We start from the raw sequence: 21,870 nt of genomic DNA, 5'->3' as shown, positions 1-21,870 counted from the left end.
GCCGCCCGAACGGCCCGGCCCGAGGGATAGCGTGGACCCGTGACCTCGCCGAGCCCCGCCGCGCCCGCCCCCGAGGCGGGTGCCGGCGCCACGCCCGACCGGACCGACCGCCCCGACCGCCTCGCCCGGTTCCGGCCCTGGACCCGCGGCGTGCTCCTGGCGAACGTCATCGGGCAGATTCTCGTCATCGGCACGGGCGGCGCGGTGCGCCTCACCGACTCCGGGCTCGGCTGCTCCACCTGGCCGATGTGCGAGCCGGGGCACTTCACGCCCGTGTTCCACGAGGCGTCCTCGATCCACTCGTTCGTCGAGTTCGGCAACCGCACCATGACGGGCGTGCTGAGCGTCATCGGCGTCATGCTGCTGGTCCTGGTATGGACGGACCGCCGCCGGTCGGAGTCGTACCGGGCCCTCGGCATCGTGCCGCTGGCGGGCGTGCTCACCCAGGCGGTCATCGGGGGCATCGTCGTGCTCCTGCACCTGCACCCGGGCTGGGTCTCCCTCCACTTCGGCGTCTCGGTCGCGCTCGTGTGGTTCAGCGCGTACCTGCTGCACCGGCACGGCGAGGGCGACGGGCCCCCGCAGCGCATCGCGGGCCGCGGCGTCGCGACGACCGGCGCCCTGCTCGGCCTGCTGCTGATCCCGGTGGTGACGCTGGGCGTGCTCGTCACGGGCTCGGGTCCGCACTCGGGCGACGACACGGTCGGCTACCGGCTGGCGCTCGACCCGCTGACCATGACGCGGGCGCACTCCGAGTCCGTGTGGCTGTTCCTCATCACCCTGGTCGTGCTCCTGGTGCTGCTGCACCGGGCGCCGGCCGGCCCGCGGGTCGCGGCCGCGCGCAAGGGCGCGTGGGTGCTGCTCGCGGTCACCCTGTCGCAGGGCCTCGTCGGCTACGTGCAGTACTTCACCGGCCTGCCCGAGATCCTCGTCGGCGTGCACCTGGTGGGCGCCGGCTGCCTCGCCTGGGCCACCGCGAACGCCGTCCTGAAGCTGCGCACCCGCGCCTGACGCAGGCGTCCCCGCGCTACGGTGCAGGCGTGCGCATCGAGGTCGACGGCCGCCCCGCGACGGCCGAGCAGGTCGCGTCCACGGACGGTCACTTCACCGCCATGCAGGTGCGTGGCGGTGGTGTGCAGGGCCTGGGCCACCACCTGACCCGGCTCGACGTCGCGCACCGCGAGATCTTCGGTCTCCCGCTCGACGGCGACCGCGTCCGCAGGCTCCTCCGGCACGCCCTCGCCGGTCAGGACGACGCCTCGGTCCGCGTCGTGCTGCGCGACCCGGAGCACGTCGCCGTGCAGGTGGGCGCCCCTCGCCTCGCCCCGACCCGTCCGCAGCGCCTGCGCTCCGTGCCGTACCTGCGCCCGTTCGCGCACCTCAAGCACCTGGGCGGCTTCGCGCAGGCGCAGTGGGCGCGGCAGGTCGGGCGCGAGGGGTACGACGACGCGCTGCTCGTCGGCCCGGACGGCGCCGTCGCGGAGTCGACGATCGCGAACGTCGGCGTGCTCGGGCCCGACGGCGGCGTGCTGTGGCCCGACGCCCCGCACCTGCGCGGCACCGGCCTCGCGCTGGTCGAGGAGACGACGCCGACCCGCACCGGTCCGGTGCACCTCGGCGACCTGCGCCGCGCCTCCGGGGCGTTCCTCGTCAACTCGATCGGCATCGTCGGCGTCGCGTCCGTCGACGGGACGGCCCTCCCGGACGCGACCGGGCGGGTGGAGGAGATCCGGCGCCGGGTCGCCGCCCTCCCGTGGGAGGCGCCGTAGCCGCTGGTCGGCGGGCGCATGACTGCCGAGGCGAGCGCGTGACAGCGCCGTGACAGCACGCTGGGAGCAGCACCGCGCACGGTGGTGCCATGACCACCACCGCGATCGAGGCCGAGGGCCTCGTCAAGACCTTCGGCGACAACCGCGCCGTGGACGGGGTCGACCTCGAGGTCGCCACCGGCACGGTCTACGGGGTCCTCGGCCCGAACGGCGCCGGGAAGACCACCACGATCCGCATGCTCGCGACGCTCCTGCGGCCGGACGCCGGCCGGGCGTCCGTCTTCGGCCACGACGTGTCGCGCGAGCCGTTCGTCGTGCGCCAGCTCATCGGCGTCACGGGGCAGTACGCGTCCGTCGACGAGACGCTCAGCGCCACCGAGAACCTCCTGCTGTTCTGCCGGCTCAACGGGCTCAAGGGGTCCGCCGCGACGCGACGCACCCGTGACCTGCTCGAGGAGTTCAGCCTCACCGACGCCGCCGCGCGCCCGCTGAAGAACTTCTCCGGCGGCATGCGGCGCCGCCTCGACCTGGCCGCGAGCCTCATCGCCCAGCCCCCGCTCCTCTTCCTGGACGAGCCGACCACCGGCCTCGACCCGCGCACCCGCGCCCAGATGTGGGAGACCATCCGCCGCCTCGTCGCGACGGGCTCGACCGTGCTGCTCACCACGCAGTACCTCGACGAGGCCGACCAGCTCGCCGACCGCATCGCCGTGATCGACCGCGGCCGCGTGGTCGCCGAGGGCACCGGGGACGAGCTCAAGTCGTCGGTCGGCCAGCAGTCGCTGCAGCTCGCCCTCGTGCGGCCCGACGACGCCCCGGCCGCCCAGGCGGCCGTGCTGGACGTTCTCGGCGTGGCCGCGACGGTCTCCCCCGAGGCGCGCCGCCTCACCGTGCCCGTCGCCGACCCCGCCCGCGTCACCGACCTGCTGGTCCGCCTGCGCGGCGCCGGCGTCGACCTCGACGGGCTGTCGATGGACAAGCCGACCCTCGACGAGGTGTTCCTGACGCTGACCGGCCACGACGCCACCGACCAGTCCACGACCGACCGAGCCGCCGGCTCCCCCGAGCCCGAGGAGATCTCCGCATGACCACCCTCACCACCGCCTCCGCGCCCGTGGCGCCCAGGGGACGCATCGTCCCCGGCGCCGAGCGCACCCTGCGCAACCGCGTGACCGCCGGGCAGGCCGTCTCCGACTCCCTGGCCATGGCGCGCCGCGGGCTCATCAAGATCCGCCGGACGCCGGAGCAGCTCATCGACGTCACGGTGCAGCCGATCATCTTCACGCTGATGTTCACGTACATCTTCGGTGGGGCGATCTCCGGCAGCATCGCGGCCTACCTGCCGGTCATCATCCCCGGCATCCTCGTGCAGACCGTCATCACGGCCTCCGCCGTCACCGGCACCCAGCTGCGCGAGGACATGGACAAGGGCGTGTTCGACCGGTTCAAGTCGTTGCCCATCGCCCGCATCGCCCCGCTCGCCGGGGCCCTGGTCGCGGACCTCGTCCGCTACCTCATCGCCACGACGCTCACGATCGTCATGGGCCTGGTCATGGGCTGGCGACCGGGCGGCGGCGTCGGCGGCGTGCTGCTCGCCGGCCTGCTGGTCATCGTGTGCGCCTGGTCCCTGAGCTGGATCTTCGCGTTCTTCGGCGTCATCGGCAGGTCCGCGTCGTCGGTGCAGGGCATCTCGTTCCTGGTGCTCTTCCCGCTGACGTTCCTGTCCAACGCGTTCGTCCCGGTGGACACGATGCCGGGCTGGCTGCAGGGCTTCGTCAACGTCAACCCGGTGTCGCACCTCGTGACCGCGGTCCGCGACCTCGCCAGCACCGGCAGCGTGACCGGTCAGGTCGGCATCGCGCTGCTGAGCTGCGCCGTCGTCGTGGCGATCTTCGCCCCGCTCGCCGTGCGGAGCTACATGAAGAAGGCCTGACCGGGCCCGTCCGGCCCGAGCTCCTGGTCCGACTCCGCCGCGAGACGGACCAGGAGCTCGTCCGCGCGCGCCACCAGGTCGTCCCGGTCGAGGGCATCGGCCCGCCGCTCCCCCGCGCGTACGACGTCCGCGCCGTGCTCGGCCAGGGCGGCGGCCACCTCCGCGCGCAGCGCGTCGAGCCGCAGGGCGGGCAGGTCCTGGCGCGCCCCCAGCCGGCCCGCGATCGTCAGCAGCTCGACGCCCTCCGTCACCCGCCCGAGGTCCAGGTCGCCCGACCCCACGGGGACGAGGCAGGCCCAGTACGCGACGCCGACCGACGAGGTCGCCAGCACGGGACGGTCGACGAAGCCGCGGCCGCCGCCGCGCACCCTCCGCCCCACGTCGACGATCCGGCGAGCGAGCCCGGTCTCGTCGGCCCCCGCCTGCACCCGCCGGACCAGGGTGGCCGACGCGAGCAGGAGGAACCACGGCGCGGCGTCCCCCTCCGGCTGTCCCGCCCCGAACGTCGCCAGCGACCGCGCGAGGTGCGCGAGCGCCGCCGGGTGGTCGCCCCGCGCCCACGCCAGCTCGCCACGGCCGAGCTCGACGACGCCGCGCGCCTGGGCCTCCCGCCCGTCGTGCGCGCCCTCGGCGGTGGGGACCATCGACGCGACGACGGCCTCGGCCGCGTCGAGGTCCCCGAGGGAGAGGGCGGCGCCCAGCTCGATCCAGCGGACCTGCCACTGCATCTCCTCCGCCCCGATCGCGAGGACGCCCTCCTTCGCGGCGGCGACCCAGCGGACCGCCTCCGCCTGCTCGCCCCGCTCCGCGAGGAACGACGCGAGAACCATCGCCGTCATGGCCGACGCCGCGGCGTCGTCGATCCCGCGCGCGACGTCGTGCGCGGCCCGCGCGAGCTCGACGGCACGCGCGATCTCGCCGTCGTTCTCCCGCTGCTGCGCCTCGAACATGTGCCCCAGCAGTGCCGTGTACCCGTCGTCCGACCCCTGGAGCCGGGTGAGGACGGCCTGCGCGTCCTCAGGGGTCCGGGCCAGGACGAGGTCCGCGAGCTCTCGGGTGCGCGACCCCACGGACCCGCTCGTGCGCAGCAGCCGGCGCAGGCGCGCCAGCGGGCGCGCCGCCCGACCGGGGACGCCGAAGACCGAGGACGCCGCGATCGCCTCGAGCGCGATCGCGGTGGCGTCCGCGTGCTCGTCCGGCACCACCCACCCCTCGAGGGAACGCAGCACCCCCGGCACCAGCCCGATGACGCGCTCCTCCGCGCCGCGCACGGCCCAGGTGCCGAGCAGCCCGACGAAGCCGTGCACGACGGCGTCGGGCCGGCCCAGGTCCATCGCGCGTCGCACCGCGAACAGCAGGTTCTCCTGCTCCCGGCCGAGCTCCGCGACGGCCTCGCGCTGCCGCGGGCTCAGCAGCCGCGAGGCGCACCGCCTGGACACGGTCAGCGACCACGCGAGCACGGCCGCGTCGGCGGCCGTCTCCTCCCCCGCCGCGGCGAGCCGCAGCAGCCCGAACTCCCGCACGGTCTCGACCATCCGGTACCGGGTGCCTCCGTCGGCCTCCTCGACGCGCACGAGGGACTGCAGCTCCAGCGTCGTGACGTCGTCGTCCACCTGCCACCCGGGCACGTCGGGCAGCAGGGCGCGCGCCGCCTCCGCCGAGAACCCGTCGGGCAGCGTGGCGGCACGCCGCCACAGCGCCTGCTGACCGGGCGTGAGCAGGTTCCAGCTCCAGTCGAGCACGGCCTCGAGCGTGCGGTGCCGGTCGGGCACCGAGCGGTCGCGCACGCGCAGCAGGGCGAACCGCTCGTCGAGCCGCTCCTCGACCTCGGCGACGCTGAGGGTCCGCACGCGCGCGGCCGCCAGCTCGATGGCCAGCGGGAGCCCGTCCAGGCGGTCGCACAGGCGCGCGACGGCCGCGCGGTCCAGCAGGGCGTCGGGACGCACCGCGCGGGCCCGCTCGACGAACAGGCGCACCGCGGGGCCGCCGTCCTCCTCGTCCGGGTCGGCGCCGAGCGGCGCGGGCGCGTACGTCGACTCCTCGTCCAGCAGCAGCGGCGTCCGGCTGGTGGTCAGCACCCGCAGCCGCGGCGAGACGTCCAGCAGCACGCCGGCCCAGCGGGCAGCTCCCTCGATCACGTGCTCGCAGTTGTCCAGGACGACGAGCGCGTCCGCGTCGCGCAGCCGGCCGGCGACCTGGCTCGCCAGGTCGCCGGCCTGGAGCCGGTCGGCCAGGCGCAGGGTGCTCGAGCCGGGCGCCACGCCCAGCGCGTCGGCGAGCGCCAGGACGACGTCGTCGTCGGCCCGCACGCCAACCAGCTCGACGACGACCACGAGCCCGGTGCCGGCGACCGCGCGGCGCGCCACCTCCTGCGCGAGCCGCGTCTTCCCCAGCCCGCCCGGCCCCAGGACGGTGACGAGCCGGGCCGTCCCGAGGGCGTCGCGCACGGCGGCGACGTCGGCCTCCCGGCCCAGCAGGGGCGTCGGGTAGCGCCGGAGGCCGCGGGCCGTCCCGGCGGCCGCCCGGGCCGGGGTCCCGACTGCTCCCGTGCCGGTCGGAACGGGCGACGGCGGGGCCGATGACGGCGCCGACGGCGTGCCCTCCCTGGCGACGTCGGCGGCGAGCCGCTCGTAGAGCGAGACGGTGGCGGGTCCGGGCTCGCTGGCCAGCTCGCGCACCAGGACCGACCGCAGCCGGGTGAAGACGCGCAGCGCCTCCGCCGGCCGGCCGAGCCCGCCCAGGGCGCCCATGAGCGCGCGGGCGGCGTCCTCGTCCGTGGGGTCCGCGGCGACGTCCGCCCCGGCGACCTCGGCGACGACCGCGTGCCGGCCCGCGGCCTCGGCCGCGTCGCGGCGCACGAGCCGCAGCTCGTCGCGCCAACGCTGCGCGACGGTCGCGAGCTCGCGCGCGACGTCGGCGAACTCGCCTCCCTCGAGGTCTCCGCCGGGTGTGCCCGTCCACAGGCGCAGGGCGTCCTCAGCGGTCGCCTGGGCGGCGGCCGGGTCGCCCGAGACGACCTCGCGGCGCGCCCGGGTCAGCCCGTCGCGCACCCGGTCCAGGTCGGAGGCGACGCCCAGGGCGTAGCCGGTCTCCGTCGCGCGCACGACACCGCGACCGGCGACCGCCCGAAGCCGGGAGACCAGGTTCTGGAGCGCGGCCCGCGGGTCGCCGGGCAGCGACTCCTGCCACAGCCGGTCGACGAGGCCGCCGGAGGAGACACCCCGGGGCCCCGCGAGCGCGAGGAGCGCGACCAGCGCCGCGGCGCGAGCCCCGCGGGGAGCGCGCTCGGCGCCGTCCGGACCCGCGACCCGGACCGGGCCGAGGACCCGCACCGCGGGCGCGTCGTCGGCAACGGGACCGGGGTCGGTGGCGTCACGCACGCCTGTGGAGCCTACCGGCCGCTCAGGCGCCCCGTCGCGACGGCCAGGGCGCGTCCGCCGGCCGCAGCGACGCCCACCCGCCCGCACGGCTCGCGGCGGCGGCGAGGACGCCCACGACGGCCGACGGGTTGTGCAGGCTGCCGTCGAGCACCCGGGCGACCGCCTCGTCCAGCGGCACCCACCGGAGCTCGATCTCGGCCTCCTCGCCCGTGCGCGTGTGGCGGTCGGCGTCGGGCACCGGACCGAGGCCGCGGGCGAGGAAGACGCGCACCGCCTCGTCGCTGCTGCCCGGCGACGACGCGAAGTCGGCCAGCACGTGCCACCGCGCCGCGGTGGTGTCGGTCTCCTCCGCGAGCTCGCGGGCAGCCGCCTCCGCGGGGGGCTCGCCGTCGACGTCGAGGAGCCCGGCCGGGACCTCCCACATCCGTGACCGCACCGGGTGCCGGTACTGCCGCAGCAGCAGGACCCGGTCGGCGTCGTCGAGGGCGACGACCGCGACCGCACCCGGGTGCACCACGTACTCCCGGGTCACGGTCCCCGCGGCGCCGAGGTCGACGTCGTCGCGCACCAGGTCGACGATGCGGCCACGCTGCAGCACCTCGTGCCGCAGCACCGGCCGCGGGGCCTGCTCGTCCGCGACGGACGGGCCCGCCCCGCCGTCGGGCGCCGTCACGCGCCCTGGCGCTCGAGCGCCGCCGCGACCAGCCCCGAGAAGAGCGGGTGCGAGCGGGTGGGGCGCGACTTGAACTCCGGGTGCGCCTGGGTGCTCACGTAGTACGGGTGCACGTCGGCGGGCAGCTCCACGAACTCCACGAGCTGCGCGTCGGGCGACGTGCCGGAGAACACCAGTCCCGCCTCCTCGAGCTGCGCGCGGTACGCGTTGTTGACCTCGTACCGGTGGCGGTGGCGCTCCGACACCCGCTCGCTGCCGTACGCCTTGGCGACGACGGAGCCGGCCCCGAGGTGGGCGTCGTACGCGCCGAGGCGCATGGTGCCGCCCAGGTCGCCCTCGCCGCCCACGATCGCGAGCTGCTCGGCCATCGTCGCGATGACCGGGTGCGTGCTGTTCGGGTCGAACTCGGTCGACGAGGCGTCCTCGAGGTCGAGCACGTTGCGCGCGTACTCGATGACCATCGACTGCAGGCCCAGGCAGATGCCCAGCGTCGGCACGAGGTTCTCGCGCGCCCAGCGCAACGCACCGACCTTGCCGTCGATGCCGCGCACGCCGAAGCCGCCGGGCACGAGCACCGCGTCGACGCCCTCCAGCGCCTCCTGCGCGCCCTCGGGCGTCTGGCAGTCGTCGGCGGCCACCCACCGGATGCCGACCTTCGCGTCGTTGTCGAAGCCGCCGGCGCGCAGCGCCTCGGTCACCGACAGGTACGCGTCGGGCAGGTCGATGTACTTACCGACGAGCGCGATCTCGACGTTGTGCTCCGGCTCGTGCACGCGCTCCAGGAGCTGGCTCCAGCCGTCCCAGTCGACGTCGTGGAAGGGCAGGTCGAGGCGGCGCACGACGTAGGCGTCCAGGCCCTCGGCGTGCAGCACGCGCGGGATGTCGTAGATGCTCGGCGCGTCGACGGCGTTGACGACGGCCTCGTTGTCCACGTCGCACATGAGCGCGATCTTGCGCTTGATGGGCTCCGGGACCACGCGGTCGGCCCGCAGCACGATCGCGTCGGGCTGGATACCGATGGAGCGCAGCGCGGCCACCGAGTGCTGGGTCGGCTTGGTCTTCAGCTCGCCCGACGGGCCGATGTAGGGCACGAGGGAGACGTGCAGGAAGAAGCAGTCGTCACGGCCGAGCTCGTGCCGCACCTGGCGCGCGGCCTCGAGGAACGGCTGGGACTCGATGTCGCCGACGGTGCCGCCGATCTCGGTGATGATCACGTCGACGTCGGGGCCCGCCTGGTCGCGCATGCGCGACTTGATCTCGTCCGTGATGTGCGGGATCACTTGGACCGTGTCGCCCAGGTACTCGCCGCGGCGCTCCTTGGCGATCACGCGGGAGTAGACCTGGCCGGTGGTGACGTTCGAGGAGGCCGGGAGCTCCACGTCGAGGAACCGCTCGTAGTGGCCGATGTCGAGGTCGGTCTCGGCGCCGTCCTCGGTGACGAAGACCTCGCCGTGCTGGAACGGGTTCATCGTGCCCGGGTCCACGTTGAGGTACGGGTCGAGCTTCTGCATGGTGACGCGCAGGCCCCGCGAGCGCAGCAGGCGCCCGAGCGAGGAGGCGGTGAGTCCCTTGCCGAGAGACGAGGCCACACCGCCCGTCACGAAGATGTGCCGCGTCTGGTGCGTCGCACCCGTACGGCTGGAGGAGCGGGGCTGGAGTCTGTTCGCGCTGTCGGCCACGGAACTCCATCCTAACAGCGGGTCGGACGGCGGCACGCGGGCCGCGCGGTGCGCCTGGTCACTCCGCGGGTCGGTCGGCCGGTTCCGCAGCCTCGGCGGGCTCGCCAGGCTCGCCAGGCTCGTCGGTGGGCGCGGGGCCGCGGCGGCGCACGATCCCCGTCACGGCGGACCGGTCGGCCAGCAGGAAGCCGCCCACGACGACGACGCCCCCGACCACGGCGGCGAGCACCCCGACGCCCAGAGCCGGGAGGATCGAGGCGTCCGCCGGGAGCAGCGCGCCCGACACCAGCGACCCGGCCCACGCACCGAGCCCGGTCGCGACGACGAGCACGACGAGGGTCCGCGGGATCCCCCGCAGCGCCTCGCGGCCGGCGTACCGGCCCACCGCCGCGAGCAGGCCCGCCCCGGCGATCGTCATGCCCAGTGCCGTGGCCAGGCCGAGCTGGGCCAGCACGCCCGCCTGGTCCCGGACTCCCGTCACGGCGGGCAGCGCGAACGCCGCCACGGCCACGACCAGCCACCCGGCCGCCGTGACGACCACCGCCACCCGTTGGTGGTCGATCGCGTACAGCGCCCGCGAGAGGTGCAGGATCAGCGCGAACCCGACGATCCCCGGCGCCATCCACGCGACGGCGCCGCCGAGCCCCGCGACCGACCCGCTCGCGATGCGGGCGAACACGGCCTCCACGGCCCCTGACGCGGCGACGAGCGCACCCACGCCCAGCCCGGACACCACGAGCAGCGTGCGGGTGGTCGTGGCGAGCAGGCCGCGGAACCGGTCGTGGCGTCCGTGCGCCACGTGCTCGGCGAGCCGCGGGAACGCGCTCGTCGCGAGCGGGAACGCCAGCACGGCGTAGGGCAACAGGTAGACCTGCTGCGCGAACGTGTACGTGGGGAACGTCTGCTCCGGCCCGAACTGGAACGCCGCCCCCATCACGGCGAGCACGGACAGCTGCTGCGCCACCAGTGCACCGACGCCCGCCAGCGCGAGGTTGCGGGCACGGACGCCCTCGCCCCCGGGGAAGCGCAGCGTGGGGCGCAGCCGCGTCCCCGTCCGGAGCACCGGGAGGACGAGCGGCAGCGCGAGGAACGCGACGCCCGCCGTTGTCCCCCAGCCCAGCCATCCGATGGCCGTCGTCGAGAGCGCCGCGACGTCGCCCTGGTCGCCGTCGGCCATGCCGACGAACACGAGGTAGACGGCGATCACGGCGAGGCTGGACAGCAGCGGCGCGAACGCCTGCCAGAAGAAGCGCTTGTGGGCCTGCAGGATGCCGCCGAGCACCACCGCGAGCCCGTACAGCGGCACCTGGAGCGCGAACGTCCGCACGAAGGTGGCGGTGACGTCCACGAGCTCGGGGTGCTTGTCGCCCATGAGGAGCGACGCGATCGGCCCGGCGAGGATCGCGAGCAGGGCGCCGAGCGGCACCAGGACGGCGAGGGTCCAGCCGAGCAGCGCCGAGGCCACCCCGGAGGTCTCCTTCGCGGAGCGCCGCGCGATCGGCCCGGCGAGCAGCGGGACGACGGCGCCCGCGAGCGCGCCGCCCGCAGCGACCTCGAACAGCACGTTCGGCAGCTGGTTCGCCGCGGTGTACGCGGGGCCGACGCCCTCCGTGCCCACGGCCCACGACAGCACCAGCGACCGGGCGAACCCGACCAGCCGGCTCGCCACCGTCACGACGGTGATCATCGCGGCGGCGCCGGCGAGGGTCTGGGTCGCCGCCCGCAGCCCGCCCGGGCGCGACGTCATGGGTTCACTCCCCCGAGGCGGGTTCCTGCGCCGGGCCCGGCGTCGCCGCCGGGCGGCGACCCCAGCCGTCCGCGGCGCGCAGCCACGGCGTGCGCTCGATGACGGCGGAGAAGCTCACGCGCTCGGACGCGAGCGTGAGCCCGACGACGGACGCCAGCGCGGCGAGCCGCACCGCGCGCGGGGCGCCGAACGCCCACTGCGCGCCGACCAGCGCGCCGAGCGCGTTCGCGCCGCCGTCGCCCAGCATGTCCCGCTCGGCGAGGTCGCCGGGGGCCGCGACGGCGGCCGCACCGAGGACGACCCCGGTCGCCGCGCCCGCGGTGCCGCCCGCGACGGGCAGGCTCAGGGCGGCCGACGCCTTGAGCGCCCTGCCGGGACGCAGGTCGAGGAGGTTGAGCAGGTTGGCCGTGCCCGCGACGAGGGCGCCGTTCACCGCGACGTCCAGCAGGTGCCCCGCCGCGCCACCGGTCCGTCGGGTACCGACCGCGGCACCGACCAGCGCCGTCGCGCCGATGCCGAGCACCTTGAGCCCGCCGGTCGTGAGGCGGCCCTCGGCGAGCGCGCCGAGGTGTCCTCGCAGCCCCTTGACGCGCGTGCTCGTGTCCTCGGCGAGGTCGTCCACGAGCCCGAACGCGGCCGCGCCGGCGGTCGCGAGCGCGGCGCCGGCCCGCTCCCGGCCGCCGCCCGCAGCGAGCGTCCCGGCGACGAGCCCGGCCGCGACGGCCGGACCTTCGAGCATGCTCACCGGTTCGCCGCGATGGTTGGTGCGGGTCCAGCGCGCGGCGCCGCCGGGCGGGTCGGTGTCCAGGGCTCGCCGGGCGAGCGCCGTGCCCGCCGCCGCGACGACCGCGCCTCGCAGCAGCGCGCCCACGCCGGCCCCGCCGGCCATCAGCCGTCCCCCTGCGTCTCGCCCTGCTCGACCACCGGCGGGAGGACGGACGCGCCCTCCTCGAAGCCGTACTGGTCGACGGCGCCGGCGTCCTGGGCGGCGATGGCGAGCGGCACGACGATCTGCCCCGTCGTCTGCTCCACGCCGCTGACCGTGCTCACCAGGTCCGAGAGCCCGTCGTCGGCACGGATCGTGGCGATCAGGTCGCCGTCGTGCGTCGTCGGCCCGGCCACCACCGAGGTCCCCGCGATCTCCGCGGACGTCCCCGCGAGCGCGGCGAGGGCGCCCATCCCCGTCTGCTCCGGGTCGGCGTCCTGCGTCTGCTCCTCCTCGTCGGCACCGGTGGCGCCGCTCGACAGCAGCAGGATCGCGTCCGCGGGCGCGCTCGGCTCGGCCACCTGCTCCACGAGGCCCACCTGCTCCAAGAGATGCTGCTGCTCGAGGGCGGCCTCGCTGAACGCGGACGGGCCCGCGGAGCCCGAAGAGCCCGAGGAGTCGGTGAGCGCCACCGTGAGCGACGCGGCGAGCAGCTCGGCCGGGCCGGAGTCCTCGTCGACGACTCCCTCGACGGCGTCGGCGGGCAGCTTCTCGCGCAGCCCGTCCGCGACGGTCTCCCGCATGGTCAGCTCGTCGGCCGACGTCCACGACGCGGCCAGCCGCTCCTGCGCGACGACCGTGCTGTCCGCCGCCTCCAGCTGGTCCAGCACGGCCTTGCGGTTCGCGTCGCTCACCTCGTCCACCTCGACGACGGCGACGTTCATCCCCGCGAGCGACCCGGCGACGAGCTGGTCGCCGGCGCTCTCGATGAAGCGCCGCTGGTCCTGTGCCGTGGTCTGCGCCTGCCCGAGCTCCTCGCGCAGGGTGTTGCGCTCGGTGCGCAGCGCGTCGACCTGCTCGGTGAGCTGGTCCCCGAGGGTGCCCTGGAGCGGGCCGGCACCGAGGATGATGCCCACCGCGAGGGCGAGGAAGACGGAGATCAGCGAGACGAGGTGATACCTGAAGTCGATCACGGTCGGCAGAGGTTCCTTGTCGGTCGGAGCGGTCGGGTCGGAGCGGTCGGGTCGCAGCGGTCGGGTCGGGTCGAGCAGGATGCCGGGAGGGCGCGCGGGGGGCGTCACCCGCCGAAGAGGCTACCCACCCAGGAGACGAGGTCGTCGATCCGGGCACCGATCAGCCCGAAGAGCGTCTGCCCCGCGGCGGTGGACCACAACGCCGCGACGACGGCAGCCACGCCCGCCAGGGACAGCAGCGTGAGCTGCAGGTTCGAGATCCGGGTGCGGTACAGCCGGGACACGCCCTTGGCGTCCACGAGCTTGCCGCCCACGCGCAGCCGGGTGAGGAAGGTGCTGGCCATGCCCGCCCGCCCCTTGTCGAGGAACTCGACCAGCGTCGCGTGGGTGCCGACCGCGACGATCAGCTCGGCGCCCTTGTCGTCCGCGAGGAGCATGGCGATGTCCTCGCTGGTCCCCGTCGCGGGGAACACCACGGGCTCGACGCCGAGCGCCTGCACGCGGTCCAGCCCGGGCGAGTTGCCGTCGCGGTACGCGTGCACCACGATCTCCGCGCCCGACGACAGTGCCCGGTCGGACACCGAGTCCATGTCGCCGACGATCATGTCCGGCTTCCAGCCCGCGTCGATGACTGCGTCGGCGCCGCCGTCGACGCCGACCAGCACCGGCCGGTTCTCCGTGATGTAGGACCGCAGCATCGCCAGGTCCTCGCGGTAGTGGTAGCCGCGGACGACGATCAGCACGTGCCGGCCCTCGAACTTCGTCCGCACGTCCGGCACGCCGACGCCGTCGAGCAGGAGGTCCCGCTCACGCCGCAGGTACGTCATCGTGTTCTCGGCGAAGTTCTCGATCTCCTCCGACAGCCCCTCGCGCGCCGCGACCATGTCCGCCGCGACGGTCTCCGGGGACTGGCGGACGCCCTCCGCCACGGTGGTGCCGTCGACGACCACGGTGCCGCCGTCGATCCGCACCGTGGCGCCCTCGGGCAGCGCCATCACGGCGGGGCCGAGGTCGTCGACCAGCGTGATGCCGGCGTCGACGAGGATGCCCGGCCCCGCGTTCGGGTAGCGGCCCGACGTCGAGCGGGCGGCGTTGAGCACCGCCGCCGGGCCGACCGCCACCAGCGCGTCCGCCGCGACCCGGTCGATGTCGACGTGGTCGATGACGGCCACGTCGCCGGCGTGCAGGCGCTTGGTCAGGTCCTTGGTCCGCGTACCGACCCGGGCGGGCCCTGTCACGTCGGTGCTCTCGTCGCCGGCGTCGGGCGCACGCTCGGACTTGCGCAGGATCATTCTCATCGCCCCTATCGTCCCACGGTGGAGGACTCCAGGAGCTCGACCGCGTGCTGACGGGCGGTCGCGGACTCCTCCTGCCCTGAGAGCATCCGCGCCAGCTCGCGGACCCGCGCGTCGTCCGTGACCTCGCGCACGCCCGTCACCGTGACGCCGGCCCGGTCGTCGGGAGCGTCGTCGGGAGCGCCGTCGGGGGTGGACTTCGTCACCACCAGGTGCGAGTCCGCGAACGCGGCCACCTGGGGGAGGTGCGTCACGACGACGACCTGCGTGCTGCGCGCGAGCACCGCCAGGCGCCGGCCGACCTCGACCGCCGCGCGACCGCCGACGCCGGCGTCGACCTCGTCGAAGACGAACGTCGGCAGGGGCGCCGTGGCCCGGCCCGAGCCCGCGCCGGACCCGGCCTCGACGCGCGCGGTGGCGAGCGCCACCTCGACGGCGAGCATCACCCGGGACAGCTCGCCGCCCGACGCGCCCTTGCCCAGCGGGCGGGCGGGCGCGCCGGGGTGCGGCTCGAGGAGGAACGCGACCTGGTCGGCACCCCAGGGCCCCGGCTCGTCGGCGGGCGCGACGTCGACGACGAGCCGCGCGCCCTTCATGGCCAGACCCGACAGCTCCTGCGTCACCGCGTCCGAGAGCGCCTCCGCGGCCTTGCGCCGGCCGGTCGTCAGCCGCTCCGCCGCGCCCGCGAGCTCGGCGTCCAGCTCGGCCGTGCGCTCGCGCATGCCGGCGAGCCGCTCGCCGCCGTCGTCCAGGTCGAGCAGCCGCAGCCCCGCGTCGCTCGCCCACCGCAGCACGTCGTCGATGGTCTCGCCGTAGCTCCGGGTGAGCGTCGTGAGCTCCGCGAGGCGTGCGTGCGCGGTCTCGAGGCCCGCCGGGTCCGCCTGCAGGTCGTCCACGTACGACGACAGCTCGGTCGCGACATCGGCGAGGAGGTACCCCGCCTCGGCGAGCCGGGTCGCGTGGCCGCCGAGAGTCGGGTCGTCGGAGGCCGCCGCCTCCAGCGCCCGACGTGCGCGCTCGACCGCCTCCACCGCGCTGCCCGCCGTCTCCACGTCGTCGCCCGCGACGGCGTCGTGCGCCTCCTGGGCCGCCACGCGCAGCTGCTCGGCGTTGCCCAGCCGCCCGACGAGGGCCGTGAGCTCGGCGTCCTCCCCCGACTGCGGGTCCACGCGCTCCACCTCGGCCAGGCCGAGCCGCAGGAGCTCCGCCTCCCGGGCGCGCTCGGCGGCCCGCGCGGTGAGGTCGTCGATCTCGGCCTGCAGCCCGGCACGCTCGGACCACGCCGCCCGGTAGGTGTCGAGGTCGTCCTGGTGGTCGGGGCCCGCGAAGGAGTCCAGCGCCTCGCGCTGCTTGGCCGCCGTGCGCAGCCGCAGCTGGTCGGCCTGGCCGTGCACGGTCACGAGCTCGTCCGCGATCTCCGCGAGCACCGCCTGCGGCACGCCGCGCCCGCCCAGGTGGGCGCGGGAGCGGCCGGCCGCCGCGACGGTGCGGAGCACGACGACGGTCCCGTCGTCGTCGACCTCGCCGCCCGCCTCGTCGACCCGCGCGGCGACGCCCGGGTGCGCGGCGACGCGGAGCCGCCCCTCGACGACGGCGCCGTCCGCGCCCGGTCGGACCGCGGCGGGGTCGGCCTTGCCGCCCATGAGCAGGCCCAGCCCGGTGAGCACCATCGTCTTTCCCGCGCCCGTCTCGCCCGTGATGACGGTCAGCCCGTCGGCCAGGGGCACCCGGGCGGCGCGGATCACGCCCAGGTTCTCGATCGCGATCTCCTCGAGCACCTCACGCCTCCTTGTCGTGCTCGTCGAGCTTCTCGTCGTGGCCGGGCCCGGGCGCCGGCGCCCGATGGTCCGGGCGCTGGGCCGCCAGCTCGCGCCACCCGACGACCGGCAGCGAGAACTTGGACACCAGCCGGTCGGTGAACGGCGCGGGCGAGAGCCGCGCGAACCGCAGCGGCAGCGCGCCCCGCCGCACCTCCACGAACGACCCGACCGGCAGGTCGATGCGTCGCCGGCCGTCGCAGGTCAGCACCGCCGGGACCGGGCTGCGCTCGAGCACCTTGACCGTGTACGTCGACCGGGGGCCGATCACCAAAGGGCGCGCGAACAGGGCGTGCGCCGACAGCGGCACCAGCAGCACACCGTCCACCTCGGGCCACATCACCGGCCCGCCCGCGGAGAACGCGTGCGCCGTCGACCCGGTCGCCGTGGACATCACCACGCCGTCGCAGCCGAACGACGAGAGCGGGCGACCGTCGACGGCGATGCCGACCTCGACCATCCGCTCGCGCCGCGCCTTCTCCACGGTCGCCTCGTTGAGCGCCCACCCCGTCCGGGGGGTCTCCTCCCCCGGCAGGTGCACGGCGACGTCGACGACGGCGCGCTCCTCGACCTCGTAGTCGCGGGCGGCCAGCCGCCGCACCGCGTGCCGCAGGTCGTCGCGCTCGCTCTCGGCGAGGAAGCCGACGTGCCCCAGGTTGACCCCCAGGAGCGGGACCCCTGTACCGTGCGTCAGCTCGGCGGCCCGCAGGATCGTGCCGTCGCCGCCCAGGACCATGACGGCCTCGGAGTCGGTGACGCCCTCGCGGACGCGCGCCGCGGCCATGTGGTCGCCGAACGACTCGGCGAGGTCGTCGTCGTGCAGGGCCACCTCGAAGCCCGCCTCGGTGAGCTCGCGCACGGCCTCGGAGAGCGCCGCCACGGCCTCCGGGCGGCCCCCGTGGGTGACGATCAGGACTCGGCGGGTCACTGTGCTCCTCCGACGGGCAGGACGGGCGGGACGGACGGCGGCGTGCCGGGGTCGCCGGGTCGCCAGGCGACGGCGGCCGCCACGGCCTCGTCGGCCGGCTCGGCGGCGGACTCGGATGCGGCCGCCGGATCCCCGCCGTCGGGTCGGAACCAGCAGAAGTACTCGCGGTTGCCGCTGGGCCCTGGCAGCGGGCTCGGCACCACCGCGCGCGCCCGCAGGCCGTGCCCCGCCGCGGCCCGCAGGACGGCGAGCACGGCCTCGGCGTGCAGGGTCGGGTCGCGGACCACGCCGCCGCTGCCGAGCCGCTCTCGGCCGACCTCGAACTGCGGCTTCACCAGCAGCAGGGCGTGACCCTCCGGGGAGAGCACCGCGGCGAGCGGCCCCAGCACGAGCGTGAGGGAGATGAAGGACAGGTCCCCCACCACGACGTCGGGTGCGCGCTCCAGGTCGGACGGCGTGAGGTCGCGCAGGTTGAACCCCTCGACGACCGTGACCCGCGGGTCGGTCCGCAGCGCCGGCACGAGCTGGTCGTGCCCGACGTCGAGGGCCACCACCTGCCGTGCACCCCGGCGCAGCAGGACGTCCGTGAAGCCGCCGGTCGAGGCGCCGACGTCCAGGCACCACCCGTCGTCGACCGCACGCAGCAGCTCCTGGCCGGCCGGGTCGGCGGCGAGCGCGTCCAGCGCACCGGCCAGCTTGCCCCCGGCGCGCGACGCGTACCCCGGGTCCTCGGGATCCGTGTGCACCGCGACGGGCGCGCCGTCGGGCACCGGCGTGGACGGCTTCGTGACCACGCGGCCATCGAGCCGCACGCGTCCGGCGTCGATCAGCTCCACCGCCTGCCGCCTCGAGCGGGCCAGGCCGCGGCGGACGAGCTCCGCGTCCATCCGCGCGTCCGTGCGTGCCACCGCCGTCAACGCCGTGGCCCCGTGTCCTGCACCCCGTCCAGCCCGGTGGTGCCCGGCGCGCCGTCGAGGCGCGCCCGCAGACCGTCGTGCACCGCGGTGAAGCGCTCCACGTGCTCGGCGAGGGGGAGGTCGTCCAGGCCCTCGAGCTCGTCGGCGCCGGACGCCGAGCCGGTCCCGGCAGGAGTCCGAGGGGTCGGCCGGGCCCCGACAGGGGCATCGGCAGCGGGGTCGTCCGCCGACCCGGCCGCCGCTCCGGGCGTCGACTGATCCTGTCTCATGGTCCCTCCCTACCGCTCGCGGTCTCTTCGCCAGCACCGTTGACGGGTGCGCACGGACCGCCGGTCCGAGGGGCGGCTGGTCGCGCGGGTGGGCCGCCGTCCGAGGTCCGGGTCCACGCTACCTGCTGGCACGGACGTCCCGTGCACGACGCACAGCCCGCGACCAGGTCCGTGGCCGGCGTCCGAGCCGTCGGCCGTCGTCATGCCCGCCCGGCGGGAGCGCGTCACCCCGCGCCCGCTCGTCACGCCGCGGTCAGGCGTGCAGCTCCGGGACGGTCGACGCCGACACCGGGGCGCCCCGGTCCGCGGCGTCCCACGCGGCCGCGCAGGCCGCGCGGACGACGTCGATCCCGTGGGGCCCCTGTCGATCGAGCTCCAGCGCTCCGTCCACGATCCGCGCCGCGCGACCCTCGCACGTCCACCAGCCCTCGGCGGTCCGCTCCGGGACGGGGTGCGGCTCGAGCAGGGCACGAAGGTCGGCACCCACGAAGTCCGGGCGCAGGCCGGGCTCGGCCAGCACGGCGTCGCGTGCCGTGGACACTCCCGTGAGCACGTGCAGGCCGGGGTAGCCGCCGGCGCGCGCGCCGGCGAGGTCCGTGTCGAGGCGGTCGCCGATCACCAACGGCCGTTCCGCGCCCGCCCGGTCGACCGCCAGGTGGTACATCGTGGGCGACGGCTTGCCCGCGCTGTCCGGCTCGACACCGGTCGCCGCCACGACCGCGCCGACGAGCGCGCCGTTGCCGGGAGCGAAGCCCCGCGCCGTCGGGAGCGACAGGTCGAGGTTGCTCGCCACGTGCCAGGCGCCGCCGGCCACGGCGTAGGCCGCCTCGGCCAGGTCGCTCCAGGCCAGGCCCGCCGCGTAGCCCTGGGCCACCGCGTCGGGGGCGTCGTCCGCGGAGTCGACGACCGTCAGCCCCGCGGCGGCGACCGCCGTCCTCAGACCCGCCCCGCCGACGACGAGGACCCGAGCGCCCGGCTCCAGCCGCGTGCGCAGCAGCGCCGCGCACGCCTGGGCCGCCGTCATGACCTCGTCCGCGCCCGTCGGGATGTCCAGGCCCGTGAGCTGGCCGGCCACCTCCTCCGGCTCGCGCGACGCGTTGTTCGTCACGAAGACCAGCCGTAGACCCGCGGTCCGTGCCGCCGTCAGGCTGTCCGCGGCGTGCGGGATGGGCAGGTGGCCCTTGTAGGCGACGCCGTCGAGGTCGACCAGCGCCAGGTCGTGCGCCGACGCGAGCGGGACGGCGCTCCCCGCCAGGGTCGCCGTCATGCCTGGCTCGCGTCCGGGGCGCCGGCCTCCGTGTCCGGCTCGGCGCCCGCCGCCTGCTCCGTCCGAGCGGCCTCGGTCTCGCCGGCGTCAGCGTCGAGCTCGTCGGCGTCACCGTCGAGCTCGCCGGAGCTGTCGGCCTCGTGCGCGTCCTCGCGCGCGGTGGGCGCACCTGCAAGGACGTCGCCGTCCTCGGGGTCGTCCTCCGTGTCGAGGTCCTCGTCCACGGCGTCCACGTCGTACGTGTCGTAGACGACGACGTCGTCGGACTCCTGCGTCAGGCCGGACGCCCGCTCGAGCTCGGCCGGGTCGACCCCTGCCAGGAGCCGCGCCGCCTCGTCCTCACGGCCCGCAGCCTCCAGGGCGGCCGCCCGTGCCTGCAGCACCCGGAGGCCCAGGTCTCCCCGCCGCTCGGCGGCGGGGATCCGGTCGAGCACGGCGATAGCGGCGTCGTGCTCCCCGAGGTCGCTCCGCGCGCCGCTCGCGACGATGGCGAGCTCGGTGCGCCCCTCGGCATCGAGCGTCCGCGCCTCCTCGCTCGCGGCGAGAGCCAGGGCACGCTCCGGGCGCCCGAGGCCGCGCTCCGCGTCCGCCATCAGCGGCAGGTGCTCGGAGGAGCCGTTGAGGCGTCGTACCGTGCGCAGCTCGCGCAGCGCCTCCGCGAACCTCCCGGTGCGGTACGCCGCGATCCCCGCGGCTTCCCGCACCACGTCCACCCGACCTCCGCGACGCACCGCCGCCTGGGTGTGCTCGTAGGCACGCTCCGGGTCGACGTCGAGGAGTCGGCCCGCCATCACGAGGTGCAGGCCGATGCGCTCGGCGTTCTCCTTCGTCAGGCCGCGCAGACGACCCCGGACGTCGCGGCTGAGCTGACCCATCGACGCGTCCTCGGCGATCTCCGGCTCGACGGCGCGCGGGCGCCGCTCGGCACCGGCCGCCGGACGGGCGGGTCGTCCGCCGCCCGCGCGGCCCTGCCCCTCTCCGCTGCGCCGTCCGGTCGCCGGACCGCGAGAGCCGGCACCATGGGAGCCGGCACCACGGGAGTCCTGCCGCGGACCGCCGCTCCTGCCGTCGCGCGGCGCCGCACGGTCGCTCCCGTAGCCGCGGCGGTCACCCCGGTCGTCCGAGCGTCCTCGGTCCCCCGCGTAGCCGCGACGGTCACCCGAACCCGCCCGGTCGTCCCGGCCGCGGCCGTCGCGGGACGACGGACGCCGGTCTCCGCGGTCGTCGCTACGCCCTCGCGCGTCGTGCTGCCCGGCCCGTCGGGAGAAGTCGCCCCGGTCACGGCCGTCACCCTGGCTCGGACGGTGCTCCGCCCCCCGGCGGGCGCCGCCACGCTCGTCCCGGCGGTCGTACCCGTCACGAGACTGCTCACGACCGCGCGAGGGCCGCTCCTCCCGGCGATCGCGGGACGCGGGGCCCCGACGGTCCCCCGTGTCACGGGACGAACGCTCGGTGCGACGGTCGTCGCCGTACGCGCGCCCGCCCGCGGGTCGCCGTCCGGAACGCTCCTGGTCGCCTCGCTCGCGGTCGGCCGGACGGCCGCGACGCTCCGCCGTGCGGTCCGTGCGGTCCGTGCGGTCCGTGCGGTCCGTGCGGTCCGTGCGGTCCGTGCGACCCCGGCCGCCGTACCCGCCTCGGCCGTCTCGCGCCGCGTCACCTCGCGCCGGACGTCCCGCGCCCTGCCGGCGCTGCATGCCCTCGCGCTGCGGACGCTCATCGCGTCCGCCCTGCGAGCCTCGGCTCCCGTTCCGCGAGCCCCCGCGCGCGCCCCCTTCACGGGACGACGGTGCACGACCCCCCGCACCGCCCTTGCTCTCGTCCCGCGGTGAATCGTTCACGGTCTTCCTTTCCGACGCCGACACGACCGGTATTCTCCCACGCCACATCCTCGGAAGAGTGGTCGCGAAGCCCCCTCCGGATGTGATGGCAGGCACGGGGCCGAGCCCTCACGATCCATGCCACCACGGGCCCTGCGCCCATGCCAGGCGCACGCGCGCCACGGCGGCGCCGAACCCGTGCTGCCGTCATGACGGGCTCCGCGGCAATGGGGCTCGTCGAAGCCCGAGTGGCGCCGAGCGAAGCCGTCCGAGCACGACGTGCTCACAGGAGGGCGGACCTCGTGGTCGTCCCGGCTCCACGCACGCGCGCACACGCCACTGGACACGACGCGCACACGGCGCACAAAGCCCAGTGCACCGCATCCGGGTATGCGAAAGGCCCACCCCGGTGTGGGGTGGGCCTTTCGTGAATGGGTGTCCGGCGGCGTCCTACTCTCCCACCCCCTCGCGAGGGCAGTA

General features: G+C 76.0%; 17 protein-coding genes. 4 read left to right on the top strand and 13 right to left on the bottom strand.

What is annotated here, in order from left to right; genetic code table 11:
* Nucleotides 1–39: 39 nt before the first annotated feature.
* From ACH443_RS13430 to ACH443_RS13415, 4 genes are all read left to right on the top strand, one after another.
* The gene (locus ACH443_RS13430) at nucleotides 40–1,011 is read left to right on the top strand and encodes a heme A synthase (RefSeq protein ID WP_430590596.1); all 972 of its coding nucleotides are present in this window, start codon (nucleotides 40–42) and stop codon (nucleotides 1,009–1,011) included.
* A 29-nt stretch (nucleotides 1,012–1,040) separates the two neighbouring features.
* The gene (locus ACH443_RS13425; protein ID WP_430590595.1) at nucleotides 1,041–1,769 is read left to right on the top strand and encodes an aminotransferase class IV; all 729 of its coding nucleotides are present in this window, start codon (nucleotides 1,041–1,043) and stop codon (nucleotides 1,767–1,769) included.
* An 89-nt stretch (nucleotides 1,770–1,858) separates the two neighbouring features.
* The gene (locus ACH443_RS13420) at nucleotides 1,859–2,857 is read left to right on the top strand and encodes an ATP-binding cassette domain-containing protein (RefSeq protein ID WP_430590594.1); all 999 of its coding nucleotides are present in this window, start codon (nucleotides 1,859–1,861) and stop codon (nucleotides 2,855–2,857) included.
* Nucleotides 2,854–3,702 carry an ABC transporter permease gene (locus ACH443_RS13415; protein WP_430590593.1) on the top strand — a complete coding sequence of 283 codons (849 nt, stop codon included), beginning with the start codon at nucleotides 2,854–2,856 and terminating at the stop codon, nucleotides 3,700–3,702. Before ACH443_RS13420 ends, ACH443_RS13415 begins: the two co-directional genes overlap by 4 nt.
* On the opposite strand, the gene ACH443_RS13410 is transcribed toward ACH443_RS13415, so the two are convergent.
* The 13 genes from ACH443_RS13410 to ACH443_RS13350 form a co-directional block, all read right to left on the bottom strand.
* On the bottom strand, nucleotides 3,684–7,082 hold the full coding sequence (locus ACH443_RS13410; RefSeq protein WP_430590592.1) for an AfsR/SARP family transcriptional regulator: 3,399 nt from the start codon (nucleotides 7,080–7,082) through the stop codon (nucleotides 3,684–3,686). The genes ACH443_RS13415 and ACH443_RS13410 overlap by 19 nt on opposite strands.
* A gap of 22 nt (nucleotides 7,083–7,104) precedes the next feature.
* Nucleotides 7,105–7,755 (bottom strand): NUDIX domain-containing protein, encoded by a 651-nt coding sequence (locus ACH443_RS13405; RefSeq protein ID WP_430590591.1) that lies wholly within the window; start codon nucleotides 7,753–7,755, stop codon nucleotides 7,105–7,107.
* Complete coding sequence (locus ACH443_RS13400) at nucleotides 7,752–9,434, bottom strand: CTP synthase (protein ID WP_429767188.1); 1,683 nt, start codon at nucleotides 9,432–9,434, stop codon at nucleotides 7,752–7,754. Before ACH443_RS13400 ends, ACH443_RS13405 begins: the two co-directional genes overlap by 4 nt.
* A 58-nt stretch (nucleotides 9,435–9,492) precedes the next feature.
* Complete coding sequence (murJ, locus tag ACH443_RS13395) at nucleotides 9,493–11,181, bottom strand: murein biosynthesis integral membrane protein MurJ (RefSeq protein ID WP_429767190.1); 1,689 nt, start codon at nucleotides 11,179–11,181, stop codon at nucleotides 9,493–9,495.
* Nucleotides 11,182–11,185: 4 nt separating this feature from the next.
* Nucleotides 11,186–12,070, bottom strand: coding sequence for a hypothetical protein (locus ACH443_RS13390; protein WP_430590590.1), 885 nt, complete (start codon nucleotides 12,068–12,070; stop codon nucleotides 11,186–11,188).
* A complete protein-coding gene (locus tag ACH443_RS13385; RefSeq protein ID WP_430590589.1) occupies nucleotides 12,070–13,188 on the bottom strand; it encodes a copper transporter in 1,119 nt (372 codons plus the stop codon). Before ACH443_RS13385 ends, ACH443_RS13390 begins: the two co-directional genes overlap by 1 nt.
* Nucleotides 13,185–14,378 carry a putative cytokinetic ring protein SteA gene (steA, locus tag ACH443_RS13380; protein ID WP_429767195.1) on the bottom strand — a complete coding sequence of 398 codons (1,194 nt, stop codon included), beginning with the start codon at nucleotides 14,376–14,378 and terminating at the stop codon, nucleotides 13,185–13,187. Before steA ends, ACH443_RS13385 begins: the two co-directional genes overlap by 4 nt.
* A 5-nt stretch (nucleotides 14,379–14,383) precedes the next feature.
* Nucleotides 14,384–16,153: a DNA repair protein RecN gene (gene recN / locus ACH443_RS13375; RefSeq protein WP_430590588.1), complete on the bottom strand. Its 1,770-nt coding sequence runs from the start codon at nucleotides 16,151–16,153 to the stop codon at nucleotides 14,384–14,386.
* A gap of 1 nt (nucleotide 16,154) precedes the next feature.
* On the bottom strand, nucleotides 16,155–17,120 hold the full coding sequence (locus ACH443_RS13370; protein WP_430556067.1) for an NAD kinase: 966 nt from the start codon (nucleotides 17,118–17,120) through the stop codon (nucleotides 16,155–16,157).
* A complete protein-coding gene (locus tag ACH443_RS13365; RefSeq protein ID WP_429767200.1) occupies nucleotides 17,117–18,028 on the bottom strand; it encodes a TlyA family RNA methyltransferase in 912 nt (303 codons plus the stop codon). The genes ACH443_RS13370 and ACH443_RS13365 overlap by 4 nt, the downstream gene beginning before the upstream one ends.
* Nucleotides 18,029–18,033: 5 nt before the next feature.
* Nucleotides 18,034–18,306, bottom strand: coding sequence for a hypothetical protein (locus ACH443_RS13360; RefSeq protein WP_430590587.1), 273 nt, complete (start codon nucleotides 18,304–18,306; stop codon nucleotides 18,034–18,036).
* Between the two features lie 253 nt (nucleotides 18,307–18,559).
* Nucleotides 18,560–19,573 (bottom strand): HAD-IIA family hydrolase, encoded by a 1,014-nt coding sequence (locus ACH443_RS13355; RefSeq protein WP_430590586.1) that lies wholly within the window; start codon nucleotides 19,571–19,573, stop codon nucleotides 18,560–18,562.
* On the bottom strand, nucleotides 19,570–20,448 hold the full coding sequence (locus tag ACH443_RS13350; protein ID WP_430590585.1) for a hypothetical protein: 879 nt from the start codon (nucleotides 20,446–20,448) through the stop codon (nucleotides 19,570–19,572). Before ACH443_RS13350 ends, ACH443_RS13355 begins: the two co-directional genes overlap by 4 nt.
* Nucleotides 20,449–21,870: the final 1,422 nt, after the last annotated feature.

This window comes from Isoptericola sp. NPDC019571 (genome assembly GCF_044389385.1).
In the GTDB taxonomy this organism is placed as follows: domain Bacteria; phylum Actinomycetota; class Actinomycetes; order Actinomycetales; family Cellulomonadaceae; genus Isoptericola; species Isoptericola nanjingensis.
Note: the sequence above shows the minus strand (reverse complement) of the source record. Positions and strands in the feature narration are given on the sequence as shown.